The organism is Serratia sp. NPDC078593 (assembly GCF_050268245.1).
Taxonomy (GTDB): Bacteria; Pseudomonadota; Gammaproteobacteria; order Enterobacterales; family Enterobacteriaceae; genus JBNNGK01.
This window is the reverse complement of sequence record NZ_JBNNGK010000002.1, coordinates 52,874-65,486: the sequence shown is the minus strand read 5'-3', so window position 1 is coordinate 65,486 and position 12,613 is coordinate 52,874. Positions and strand designations below refer to the sequence as shown.

10 protein-coding genes and 1 pseudogene are annotated in these 12,613 nt (G+C 53.1%); 8 read left to right on the top strand and 3 right to left on the bottom strand.

The genetic code is table 11. The features are described from left to right. Nucleotides 1–19: 19 nt before the first annotated feature. Nucleotides 20–796 (top strand): SDR family oxidoreductase, encoded by a 777-nt coding sequence (locus tag ACQKDS_RS02335; protein WP_399665296.1) that lies wholly within the window; start codon nt 20–22, stop codon nt 794–796. 78 nt (nt 797–874) lie between these two features. After that, on the top strand, nt 875–1,729 hold the full coding sequence (locus ACQKDS_RS02330; protein ID WP_399665293.1) for a co-chaperone YbbN: 855 nt from the start codon (nt 875–877) through the stop codon (nt 1,727–1,729). 112 nt (nt 1,730–1,841) lie between these two features. Here the strand turns inward: ACQKDS_RS02330 and cfa are convergent, their stop codons facing one another. Next, nucleotides 1,842–2,993 carry a cyclopropane fatty acyl phospholipid synthase gene (gene cfa, locus ACQKDS_RS02325; RefSeq protein WP_399665291.1) on the bottom strand — a complete coding sequence of 384 codons (1,152 nt, stop codon included), beginning with the start codon at nt 2,991–2,993 and terminating at the stop codon, nt 1,842–1,844. Nucleotides 2,994–3,235: 242 nt separating this feature from the next. On the opposite strand from cfa, the gene ACQKDS_RS02320 reads away from it, so the two are divergent. Both ACQKDS_RS02320 and ACQKDS_RS02315 read left to right on the top strand, forming a co-directional pair. Further along, complete coding sequence (locus tag ACQKDS_RS02320; RefSeq protein WP_399665288.1) at nt 3,236–4,141, top strand: SPFH domain-containing protein; 906 nt, start codon at nt 3,236–3,238, stop codon at nt 4,139–4,141. Between the two features lie 2 nt (nt 4,142–4,143). After that, nucleotides 4,144–4,602 (top strand): NfeD family protein, encoded by a 459-nt coding sequence (locus ACQKDS_RS02315; RefSeq protein ID WP_399666193.1) that lies wholly within the window; start codon nt 4,144–4,146, stop codon nt 4,600–4,602. On the opposite strand, the gene cueR is transcribed toward ACQKDS_RS02315, so the two are convergent. Then, nucleotides 4,599–5,000, bottom strand: coding sequence for a Cu(I)-responsive transcriptional regulator (gene cueR / locus ACQKDS_RS02310; RefSeq protein ID WP_399665285.1), 402 nt, complete (start codon nt 4,998–5,000; stop codon nt 4,599–4,601). The genes ACQKDS_RS02315 and cueR overlap by 4 nt on opposite strands. Before the next feature lie 118 nt (nt 5,001–5,118). On the opposite strand from cueR, the pseudogene copA reads away from it, so the two are divergent. The 3 genes and pseudogenes from copA to ybaK all read left to right on the top strand — a co-directional run. Continuing rightward, nucleotides 5,119–7,626: pseudogene (copA, locus tag ACQKDS_RS02305) on the top strand (copper-exporting P-type ATPase CopA); the annotation flags it as partial. A gap of 152 nt (nt 7,627–7,778) precedes the next feature. Next, nucleotides 7,779–8,582 (top strand): TraB/GumN family protein, encoded by an 804-nt coding sequence (locus ACQKDS_RS02300; protein ID WP_399665283.1) that lies wholly within the window; start codon nt 7,779–7,781, stop codon nt 8,580–8,582. Between the two features lie 226 nt (nt 8,583–8,808). Then, nucleotides 8,809–9,288 carry a Cys-tRNA(Pro)/Cys-tRNA(Cys) deacylase YbaK gene (gene ybaK / locus ACQKDS_RS02295; protein WP_399665280.1) on the top strand — a complete coding sequence of 160 codons (480 nt, stop codon included), beginning with the start codon at nt 8,809–8,811 and terminating at the stop codon, nt 9,286–9,288. Nucleotides 9,289–9,434: 146 nt separating this feature from the next. Here the strand turns inward: ybaK and ushA are convergent, their stop codons facing one another. After that, nucleotides 9,435–11,087 (bottom strand): bifunctional UDP-sugar hydrolase/5'-nucleotidase UshA, encoded by a 1,653-nt coding sequence (ushA, locus tag ACQKDS_RS02290; RefSeq protein ID WP_399665277.1) that lies wholly within the window; start codon nt 11,085–11,087, stop codon nt 9,435–9,437. A 258-nt stretch (nt 11,088–11,345) separates the two neighbouring features. Between ushA and ACQKDS_RS02285 the strand changes: the two genes are divergently transcribed. Next, a complete protein-coding gene (locus tag ACQKDS_RS02285) occupies nt 11,346–12,566 on the top strand; it encodes an MFS transporter (RefSeq protein ID WP_399665274.1) in 1,221 nt (406 codons plus the stop codon). Nucleotides 12,567–12,613: the final 47 nt, after the last annotated feature.

The window sequence follows — 12,613 nt, the reverse complement described above, 5'->3', positions numbered from 1 at the left end:
TTGTACACTAGGTAAAGTTATGCAAAAAGCGGTATTAATAACCGGTTGTTCAAGTGGCATTGGCCTGATCGCAGCACAGGATTTGCGTCAACGCGGGTATCGCGTATTGGCGGCCTGCCGTAAAGCGCAGGACGTAGAAAATATGCAACAGTTTGGCCTGGAGGGCATTGAGCTGGATCTGGACGACAGTGCCAGCGTTGAACGCGCAGCGGCACAGGTCATCGACATGACCGGTGGGCGATTGTACGGCTTGTTTAACAACGGCGGTTTCGGCGTTTACGGCCCGCTCAGCGGCGTCTCCCGCCAGCAACTCGAGAAACAGTTTTCCACGAATCTGTTTGGCACCCATCAGTTAACGCAATTACTGCTGCCAGCCATGTTGCCCCATGGCGAGGGGCGTATTATTCAGACCAGCTCAGTGATGGGGTTAGTCTCCAGCGCCGGGCGCGGTGCCTATGCCGCCAGCAAGTTTGCGCTGGAAGCCTGGTCTGATGCATTACGCATGGAATTACATGGCACCGGCATTCAGGTCAGCCTGATTGAGCCCGGCCCGTTGACCACCCATTTCACACAAAACGTCAACCAAACGCGCAGCGATCGGCCGGTACACAACCCCAGCATTGCCAAACGTCTGACATTGCCGCCAGAAGCGGTGCTGCCGAAACTGCGACACGCGCTTGAAAGCCCGAAAGCCAAACTGCGTTATCCCGTCACCTTGTTGGCACACGCGTTAAGCGTCTTGCGCCGCATTTTGCCTGGCCGCGCGCTGGACTGGTTATTACGCAGCAACGGTTAATTCCATTACCGGGGTTGAAGGGGCTCGCCCCTGCCCCCACCTAGTCTTACATCGACTCGCAAGATCAGAGAGAAACTCATGCTAGCACCGACTGTTATTGATATTAACGAAACTAACCTGCATCAGACGTTGGAACAATCGATGTCCATTCCGGTGCTGTTTTACTTCTGGTCTGAACGCAGCCAGCACTGCCAGCAACTCACGCCGATGTTGGACAAATTGGCCGCGGAATACGCGGGTCAGTTCATACTGGCAAAGCTGGATTGCGACGTTGAACAAGCCATCGCCGCGCAGTTTGGGCTGCGATCGCTGCCAACCGTTTATTTGTTTAAAGATGGCCAGCCAGTAGACGGTTTCCAAGGGCCACAGCCAGAAGAGGTGATTCGCGAGTTTCTGCAACGCTTCCTGCCAAAAGAAGAGGATCTCAAACTGGCGCAAGCTAATGAGTTGTTGCAAGAGGGCAAAGCCATTGATGCCCTGCCACTGCTGCGCGAAGCCTGGCAGAGTAGCAATCAACGCGGTGATATTGGCCTAACGTTGGCAGAAACCCAACTAACGCTGAACCGCCTTGATGAAGCCGAAGCCGTGTTAGCAACCATCCCGTTGCAAGATCGTGATACCCGCTATCAAGGTCTGGTGGCACAGATTGAATTAATGAAACAGGCTGCCGACACGCCTGAGATTCAGCAACTACAACAGCAGGTCGAACAAGATCCCGCCAACGTCGACCTGGCGGTACAACTGGCGTTGCAATTACATCAGGTTGGGCGCAATGAAGAAGCGCTGGAACGCTTGATGGGGCACTTGAAGACAGATTTGGCTGCCGCTAATGGCAACGCACGTAAAACGTTGATGGATATTCTCGCCGCACTCGGCACCGGCGATGCACTGGCCGCTAAATATCGCCGCCAACTGTATGCGCTGCTGTACTGATATATCTTGTTCAGCTAAAGAACCGCAGAGGAAGCCTCGCAATGAGGCTTCCCTTTTCAGGCGCGTCACGACTTCCGCAATCGCGCTCGTAGCCAGTAAAAGAGCACGACGCTTAGCGATAAACCCGTACGCCCCCCGCAACCCCTTGTGGGCTAAACAACACCTGCCAAAGCTGAATATTACGTGAACGGAATGCCCCGGCGCAGGCGTTTAAGTAATAGGTAAACATCCGCTCGAAACGCTCGCCGTAATTATCGGCTAATGTTGGCCAAGCCTGTTTGAAATTCTCATACCATGCCATCAGGGTGCGATCGTAATCTGCGCCAATATTGTGCCAGTCTTCCATCACGAACCGCCCCTCACTGGCATCGGCAATATGTTTCACCGACGGTAAACAGCCGTTTGGGAAAATATATTTATCGATCCAAGCATCAACATTCAGATCGGTTTGGTTAGAGCCGATGGTATGCAGTAAAAATAAACCATCTGGTTTTAGATTACGCGCCACCACGCTGAAATAGGTCTCGTAGTTTTTCGGCCCAACGTGTTCAAACATGCCAACCGAAACGATGCGATCGAACTGTAAATCAAGATCGCGATAATCTTGTAGCAGAATCTCCACCGCCAGCCCGGCACAACGCTGCTGCGCCATTTTTTGCTGTTGCGCGGAGATAGTGACCCCATAGACATTCACACCGTAATTTTCTGCCGCGTACTGGGCTAACCCACCCCACCCGCAGCCAATATCTAGCAGCGACATACCCGGCTTGAGCTGCAACTTTTCGCAAATCATCTTCAGTTTGTTCTGCTGCGCCTGTTCCAGCGTTTGCGCGTCTTTCCAATAGCCGCAGGAATATTGCATATACGGATCGAGCATCTGGCTAAACAGATCGTTGCCAATGTCATAATGCTCTTTGCCCACCTGCCAGGCACGCTTACGCGACTGCCGGTTGAATAGCCGAGCATAAGCAATGCGCGCAATATCAGTCAGACTCTGCGGCAGACGTTTATCAATACCGGCTTGCAGAATGCGGGTAAATAAAATATCCAACCGTTCGCAATCCCACCAGCCATCCATATAACTCTCGCCAAAACCCAACGACCCCTCTTGCAGGATACGTTTAAATAACGCAGGGTTTTTCACTTTAATATCAGATGGCTGGTTACCGTTAATACGCACACCTGCTTCGGCGAGCATCTCTTCCACGATCGCATACCAGCGATCTTTATTCTGCGACAATTCATTGATGTTAATCGAGTCCATAACCATCCTTGCCGTAAAAGAGGTTTCAAAAAGCATAGTCGCAAATTGAAATGACAAAATTTTGAACGGAAAACCCGCGTTAACTAAACTGTAACCAAGAACGGGAACGTCATGAAATGAATTAAAATTATTAGCAACATGCCAAATTGGAATAATTAAACATGACGTGAGGTTGAATCATTAGGCATTCCCCGACGCGTGACGTAAAATCTATTTACATATGTCTGACAGGAGGTTATGCCATGTTTACCCTGATACCGATCATCATCATTGTGGCGCTTATCGTAGTTTTTGCTGGCGTCAAAATTGTACCGCAAGGTTATCAATGGACGGTGGAGCGCTTCGGCCGTTATACCAAAACCCTGATGCCCGGCCTAAATCTGGTTGTGCCATTCATGGATCGCATCGGTCGTAAAATCAATATGATGGAGCAAGTGCTGGATATTCCTTCACAGGAAATTATCTCGCGCGATAACGCCAACGTGGCGATCGATGCAGTCTGTTTTATTCAAGTGGTCGATCCCGCGCGTGCCGCGTATGAAGTTAGCAATCTTGAATTGGCGATTGTTAATCTGACCATGACCAACTTCCGTACCGTTTTAGGCTCAATGGAACTGGACGAAATGCTTTCACAACGTGACAGCATCAACAGCCGTCTGTTGCATATCGTCGACGAAGCCACCAACCCATGGGGCGTTAAGATTACCCGTATCGAAATTCGCGATGTGCGTCCCCCTGCCGAACTGGTCGCCTCGATGAACGCCCAAATGAAAGCGGAACGAACTAAACGTGCCGACATTCTGGAAGCCGAAGGGGTACGTCAGGCGGCGATTTTACGTGCCGAAGGGGATAAGCAGTCTCAAATCCTGAAAGCAGAAGGCGAACGACAATCCGCGTTCCTACAGGCAGAAGCGCGCGAACGTGCCGCCGAAGCCGAAGCCCGCGCGACACAACTGGTTTCTGATGCCATCGCCAGTGGCAACATTCAGGCCGTTAACTACTTCGTTGCACAAAAATATACCGATGCCTTGCAGAAAATTGGCTCTGCGAATAACAGTAAAGTGGTGATGATGCCGCTTGACGCCAGCAGCCTGCTCGGATCGATTGGCGGTATCACCGAACTGCTGAAAGACAGCAAAGGCAAGTAATGATGCTTGAACTCATTGCAGCGAATCCTCACTGGTTCTGGCTGTCACTCGGCGGCCTGCTACTGGCCGCAGAAATGCTCGGAGCCAATGGTTATCTGTTATGGAGCGGCATCGCCGCCGTGGTGGTCGGTGCGATTGTTTGGTTGTTGCCGGCGATAGGCTGGGAGTGGCAGGGATTCCTGTTCGCCATTCTGATGATGTTGGCGGCCTATTTGTGGTGGTACTGGCTACGGCAACGCGCGGTGATAACCAGCGGTGTACAGGTGCTGAATCAACGTAATCGTCAGTTGATTGGCACCCGCGCCACACTGAGTGAACCGATCCGCAACGGTCTGGGCCGCATCAATATTGGTGACAGCAGTTGGCGCGCTCAAGCAGCAGAAGATTTACCGGTGGGAACCGACGTTGAAGTGGTGTCGGTAGAAGGCGCAACGCTGGTGATTCGGGCCGTAAAACGTTAATGATTATGACAGCAGCCTGCCAGATTATTAATGATCGGGCAGTCTGCGCCATCATCCCCCGGGCACTGCTCAGCCAGTTGCAACAACCGCAGGCGCATGTCGCCCAGCTCCTGAATATGCTTTTCAATATCAGCGACTTTCTGCAAGGTACGCGCTTTTACATCCGCACTATGCCGCGCGGGATCGTTGAATAATGCCACCAGTTCGCGGCACTCTTCAAGGTTAAAACCCACCTGACGTGCCTGGCGCAATAACGTCAGTTCTTCAATATGCCGGGGGTTATAACTGCGATAACCATTTTCGGTACGGATTGGAGCGGTAACCAAGCCCTTCTCTTCATAAAAACGAATGGCTTTACTGGTTAAACCGGTTTTTTTAGCAACATCGCTAATATTCATTTTTGCTCCTTGACCTTCCCCTGACGGTAAGGTTTAAGCTCATTCTTAATGAAAAATGTTGAGGCGGTCAAGCCTTAATCAATACTCTTAAGCAAGGAACTCAACTATGTCACAAACTACCGTACTGGCATTACAGGGGCTGTCCTGTATGCACTGTGTCGGCAATACGCGTAAAGCGTTAGAAGCCGTGCCGGGCGTCACCGCCGTGGACGTCACTATCGATAGCGCCACGGTGACTGGCGATGCCACGCCGCAGCAGCTGATTAACGCGGTGGAGCAAGCCGGCTATCATGCCAGCGAAGCAGGAGCAGACAGCCACCCAAAAACTGAGCCGTTGACTGATGCAACATCTTCGTTGCCGGAAACACAGACAGCGGCACAGGGTTTATCTCCGGCAATCCAGCATCAAGACGACGATAGCGTACAGCTTTTGCTCAGCGGCATGAGCTGTGCCAGTTGCGTCAGTAAAGTACAAACGGCATTGCAAGGCGTAGCTGGCGTAGAGCAGGCGCGGGTCAATTTGGCTGAACGCAGTGCACTGATCACCGGTAATGCCGATCCGCAACAGTTGATCGCAGCCGTCGAAAAAGCCGGTTACGGCGCGGAAATGATTCAAGATGAAACCGAACGCCGTGAGCGCCAGCAGCAGACCTCGCAGGCGAATATGAAGCGTTTCCGCTGGCAGGCGGCGTTAGGGCTGGCGCTCGGTATCCCATTAATGGCATGGGGGTTGCTGGGCGGTAGCATGTCACTGACGGCACAAAGCCAATGGCCATGGTTAATTGTCGGCCTGCTTACGCTGGTTGTGATGGTATTCGCCGGCGGGCACTTCTATCGCAATGCCTGGCGAGCGCTGATGAACGGTGGTGCGACCATGGATACGTTGGTCGCCCTCGGCACCGGCGCGGCATGGCTGTATTCGATCGCCGTCAACCTGTGGCCAAATTTTTTCCCGCCAGAGGCGCGGCATCTTTATTACGAAGCCAGCGCGATGATCATCGGTTTAATCAACCTTGGCCATGCGATGGAACAACGCGCGCGCCAGCGTTCCTCACAGGCGCTGGAGCGGCTGTTGGATCTGACGCCGCCGACCGCCCGTGTCGTTACAGAAAACGGTGAACAGAGTATCCCGTTGGCGGAGGTACAGCTAGGCATGACGCTACGCCTGACAACGGGCGACCGAGTTCCCGTTGACGGTGAGATTATTCACGGTGAAGTGTGGATCGATGAAGCGATGTTGACCGGTGAAGCCGTGCCGCAACAAAAAGGCATCGGTGATACCGTGCATGCAGGAACCGTGGTCGACGACGGTAGTGTACTGTTCCGCGCTGCGGCTATTGGCACGAAAACCACGCTGGCGCGCATCATTAAACTGGTACGGCAGGCACAAAGCAGTAAACCGGAAATTGGCCAACTGGCAGACCGCATCTCTGCGGTGTTTGTCCCAACGGTGGTGGCGATTGCCCTGTTCAGCGCCGCTATGTGGTATCTCTTTGGTCCACAGCCGCAACTGGTTTACACGTTGGTGATCGCCACCACAGTATTGATCATCGCCTGCCCTTGCGCACTCGGCTTGGCGACACCGATGTCGATCATCTCGGGTGTCGGCCGCGCCGCCGAATTGGGTGTGCTGGTACGCGATGCGGATGCACTGCAACAGGCCAGTAATTTAGATACGCTGGTGTTCGATAAAACCGGCACGCTGACCGAAGGCCAGCCGCGGGTGGTGGGAATCATCACGTTCAATCAGGTCAGTGAACAACAGGCATTGTGCTGGGCGGCTGCGCTAGAACAAGGCGCCAATCACCCGCTCGCTCGCGCTATTGTCGAGCATGCCGAAGGGCGGAGCCTGCCGCCGATTGAACAGTTCCGTACCTTGCGGGGTGCGGGCGTCAGTGGTGAAGCCAACGGCGTGAAACTGTTGTTGGGCAACGTCCGGCTGTTACAAGATAATCAGGTCGCTACGGCAGAGTTAGACCACGCGCTACAACAACAGGCAGAGCGCGGTATCACGCCGGTACTGCTGGCGGCCGACGGTAAACCCGCCGCGCTGATCGCCATTCGCGATCCACTGCGTAGCGACAGCGTAGCCGCGTTACAGCGCTTGCATCAGCAAGGCTACCAGTTGGTGATGTTGACTGGCGACAACCCAATCACCGCCAAGGCAATCGCCAAAGAGGCGGGGATTGACCGCGTCATTGCTGGCGTGATGCCAGACGGCAAAGCGGATGCCATTAAGCAATTACAAGCTCAAGGGCACCGCGTCGCCATGGTTGGTGACGGTATTAACGACGCACCCGCGCTGGCACAGGCCGATGTCGGCATCGCCATGGGCAGCGGCAGTGATATCGCAATAGAAACCGCAGCGATTACGCTCATGCGCCACAGCCTGAACGGGGTAGCCGACGCGCTGGCGCTATCAAAAGCCACGTTGCGGAACATGAAGCAAAACCTGCTTGGCGCATTCATTTACAACACGCTGGGTATCCCGATTGCCGCAGGTGCACTGTACCCGCTGACCGGGACGCTGCTGAGCCCCGTGGTCGCAGGCGCAGCGATGGCACTGTCATCAATTACCGTGGTCAGTAACGCCAACCGGCTGTTACGATTTAAACCTAAACAGTGATACGTGAGGGGCTCCCATCGCTGAGCCCCTTTTCTTTGAGATAATTCCTTCCACTTTCAGGCTTTCTTGTCTGCCACAGAGCGTTTAGCATGGGGTAAACGCTTTCCCCGCGGCGTTGATGAAACGCTCGGGATCATCAGGAGCCACGCTGTATGGGTCAACTGCTACGTCGCATCGCCGCTTTCCTCGGCCTGCTTTCCCCTGAGAGTTACGCCTACCCGGCGCAAGACATCACGCTGCCCGGCGATCGTCATCTCCACTTAGTCGGTAGCATTCACATGGGCACGGTTGATATGGCCCCCTTACCCGCCAAACTGCTCAGCCGATTAAAACAGGCCGACGCGCTCATTGTGGAAGCCGATATCACCGATTCGGCATCACCGTTTGATCATGCCGACGAACAACCATTGCTGGCCGAGCGGCTAAGCGCTGAGGAACATCGCCAACTCCAGACGTTGTGCCAAGAACTGGGGGCAGATGCCGCGCTGTTTGATTCCCTGCCCGGTTGGCAGATTGCCCTGATGATGCAGGCGCGCCAAGCCCAACGGCTTGGCCTGCGCGCTGAATATGGCATTGATTACCAACTGTTGCAGGCGGCGAAACAGCAGCAAACAACGGTGATTGAGCTGGAAGGCGCGGCAGAACAGCTCAGCATGCTGAAAAAACTACCGGAAGGCGGCATGGCGCTCCTGCGCGATACGCTGGAACATTGGCATACCAACGCGCGCCTATTGCAAACCATGATCGGTTGGTGGCTGGATGCCAAGCCCACTCAGACGCTAGCAACGCTGCCGGCCACCTTTAGCGCCGATTTATATGATGTCTTGATGCAGCAACGTAACCGCAACTGGCGACAAACACTGCTGGCGTTACCCGCAGGAAAATACGTTGTTGCCGTGGGGGCGCTGCATTTGTATGGGGAAGATAACCTGCCCGACATGCTGAAAATAGCCTAAAAAAATGGCCAATATCACTATTGGCCAGTCAAAGAGGAATTTCTAATTTTCTAGTTATACGCATAGCAACCATGTTAGCGGTTACAACTGACAGAGTAGCAACCCGGCGAATATATTGGCAACCTGCTTTCTTTATTGGTGACGCAGGTTGCTGCATTTAGCGTATTTTTGTAATTTTAGTGATGTGTATTACATTCCCGCACGCGCTCAGCTTAGGACACAGATTATGACGCCGGCAGTGGTTTTGCTTGAAAAACAAAAGATCGCTTTTACCCTCCATCCTTACCAGCACGACAGCGACGAAACCCATTTTGGTGATGAAGCGGTGAAAAAACTGGGGCTAAACGCCGATCAGGTCTACAAAACACTGTTGGTGGCGCTGAATGGCGATGCGAAACACCTGGCAGTGGCCGTCACACCGGTCGCCAGTCAGTTAGATTTGAAAAAAATTGCCAAAGCGTTGGGGGCAAAAAAAGCCGAAATGGCCGATCCTGTGCTGGCACAGCGCGTAACCGGCTATTTAGTGGGCGGCATAAGCCCACTCGGACAGAAAAAACGCTTACCGACGGTGATCGATACGCTATCGCAACAGTTCGACACGATTTTCGTTTCCGGTGGCAAGCGTGGATTGGATATTGAACTGTCGGCAACCGATTTATGCCGTTTACTCTCCGGTACGTTTGCCGATATTGCCAAGCGAGACTGATTGGCACGCCCCCGGGTTCTTCGTTAGACAGGATAATGTGAAGATTGACCGGACTCGTCGGGCGAGCCTATTAAAACGGATGTTAGCGGGCGCAGCATGCTACGCCCCTACGCAGATTGCAGATTGCAGATTGCAGATTGCAGATTTTAACGATGCACAATCTCCCCCTTCGGCTCAAATGCAGCCGCATCTAACGGCGAGTGGGTTTCAATAAACTGCTTTAGTACTTCGGCGTCGATAAAACCGGTATTCACATAGCTTGGCAGGCCGTCGATCTTCGGATAGCCGTCACCGCCCAACGCATTGAAATTCAACGTCGCCATACGGTAAGTTTTATCTTGTTGTAGCGGTTCACCATTGATTTTTACCTCACTGACACCGTTGCCGTCAGCGACCAGACTGACATTGGCAAACTGCGCATAGGCACCGGAATCAGGCTTCATATTTGCCACGACCGCCAGATAGTTCTCCACTTCGCTGCCCTTCATGTCGGCATAAACCAATGTGTTACCAAACGGCTGCACTTTCAACACGCTTTTGTAGGTAATATCACCGGCCTCGATCGAATCCCGTACGCCACCGCCGCTCATCACAGCGAAATCTGCGTTAGCACGCTCCATTTGCGCCGCCAGCAGCACCCGCGCCAAATTCGTCTGCACGAAACGCACTTTACTGCGATCGCCTTCCAGTTTGCCGTTAACACTGCCAATTTTGATCCCCAGTTGCGCTTTTCCCTTCTCTTGGAACGGCGTCAGTAACTTCATCATGCCGGGATCTTCCTGAATCTGCTGAGTGTAGTAAACCCGTTCGCTGCTGCCGTCGGCCTTCTCCAGCTTTTTCTTCAGATTCACCGGGATCAGTTGGTAGTGTTTCAATGTCAGTTCGCCATTACGAAACTGAAAATCGGCACGCCCGACATATTTACCCCACTCATGTGCCTGTACGATCCACGTACCGTTCTGACGATCGGGGGAACATGGCGTGCCCGGCACATAATCCACTTGTTTATGATTCTCATTAGCCATGCACACCGGATCCTGCGAGTGGCCGCCAACAATCATGTCGAGATAGCCAGCGGGTAGGCTACGCGCCATTTCTACATCGCCCGGGGCGTTTGAACCATGATTACCGTCATCGTAGTGCCCCATATGGGTAGCCGCAATGATAACGTCTGGCTGCGCCTGTTCGCGCAACTGCTCTACCACCTGTTTGGCTTCTTGCGCCGGTACGCGAAATTCAATATCGGTGAAAAACTCCGGGTTACCGATCTTGGCGGTATCGTCCGTTGTCAGGCCAATAACCGCAATTTTGATGCCTTGCTTATCAAACAACGCATAAGGCTTGAACAACCGTTGCTGGGTACTTTTTTGATAGATATTGGCGGAGAGCAGTGGAAAGGTCGCCCACTTTTCCTGCTGGCGCAGCACGCTTAGCGGATTATCGAACTCATGGTTGCCGATAGCCATCGCGTCATAACCGATCAGATTCATTCCTCGAAAATCTGGCTCCGCATCCTGTAAGTCTGATTCCGGCACGCCGGTATTAATATCGCCCCCCGATAACAGCAGCACGCTACCGCCCTGCGCGGCCACTTCTTGACGGATACTGTCCACCAGCGTTTTTTGCGCCCCAAGACCATATTCACCGTGATCGTTCTGCCAGAAATGGCCGTGATGATCGTTGGTATGCAAAATGGTGATCTCATAGGTTTTATCCTTTTCCCAGCCGCTGGCTAACCCCGGCAACAGACTCAGGGAAACGGCCAACGCACTGGCGGTGGCTTTTAACAAAAAACGCATGGCGAATCTCCATATGATAAGCAGTGCTATCCCCAACGCCCTAGCCAAGTGAAGCCCGATCAGGTGACCGGAAGCGCAGCCGCTGCATCATCAATGACGGGCAGGTATAGTGACGAGTTCGAAATTGTAACGTAAATCAATCACATCTGATTTCAAATTTTTGCGATATGCGTCAGATTATGTCGCTTATGGCAAAAAAACCATAATCTGCCTAAGATGTGAGCTTGTCTCTCGATAACTTATCAGGCTAACCATCTTATGACGGACCGTAGCGATACCGCTATGCCAGCGGCTCAGGGCCGCGCGGTGAAAGGAACGACCTTTTCGATTCTGGGTGCCATCAGCGTTTCACATCTGCTTAATGACATGATCCAATCGCTCATTCTGGCGATTTACCCGATTCTGCAATCAGACTTTAACCTCAGCTTCGTGCAGATCGGCATGATCACCCTGACCTATCAACTGACCGCCTCGTTACTGCAACCGCTGATCGGCTATTACACCGATAAACATCCGCAGCCTTATTCGTTGCCTATCGGCATGGGGTTTACGCTGTGTGGTTTGCTGTTGCTCTCGGTGGCCAATACCTTCCCATTGGTGCTGATCGCGGCAGCGCTGGTGGGCACCGGCTCCTCAGTATTCCACCCGGAATCCTCTCGGGTCGCGCGCATGGCCTCCGGCGGACGACATGGATTAGCACAATCGTTATTCCAGGTTGGCGGTAACTTTGGCAGCTCGCTTGGCCCTTTGCTGGCTGCACTGATTATCGCCCCTTATGGTAAAGGCAACGTCGCGTGGTTTACCTTGGCGGCATTACTGGCGATAGTGGTGTTATTACAGGTCAGCAAGTGGTATCAGCAGCAACAGCGTGTGGCACAGGGCAAGCCCAAAGTCCATTCCACGCTGAAACCGCTGCCAACACGCACCGTGGCGTTGTCGTTAACCATTCTGTTGCTACTGATCTTCAGCAAATATTTTTATCTCGCCAGCATCAGCAGCTATTACACCTTTTATCTGATCCATAAGTTTGGCGTGTCGATACAAAATGCCCAGCTTCATCTGTTTGCGTTCTTGTTCGCCGTCGCCGCAGGCACCCTCATTGGCGGCCCACTCGGTGACAGATTTGGCCGTAAATATGTGATTTGGGCATCTATTCTGGGAGCCGCGCCCTTTACCTTGGCGTTACCCTACGTTTCACTGGCGTGGACCGGCATTCTCACGGTGATAATTGGCGTTATTCTGGCATCGGCGTTTTCGGCCATTCTGGTCTACGCTCAGGAGTTAATTCCCGGTAAAGTCGGGACGGTTTCAGGATTATTCTTCGGATTTGCGTTTGGGATGGGCGGATTAGGTGCGGCAGTATTGGGCTATGTCGCCGATGTCACCAGTATCGAGCTGGTTTATAAAATCTGTGCTTTCCTGCCGCTGCTCGGCATCATTACCGCCTTACTGCCCAATATGGACAGTAAGCAGCGGTAATAGTCATTTAACCCCGGCTGAAGCCGTCATGTCTGCCGGGGTTGGTT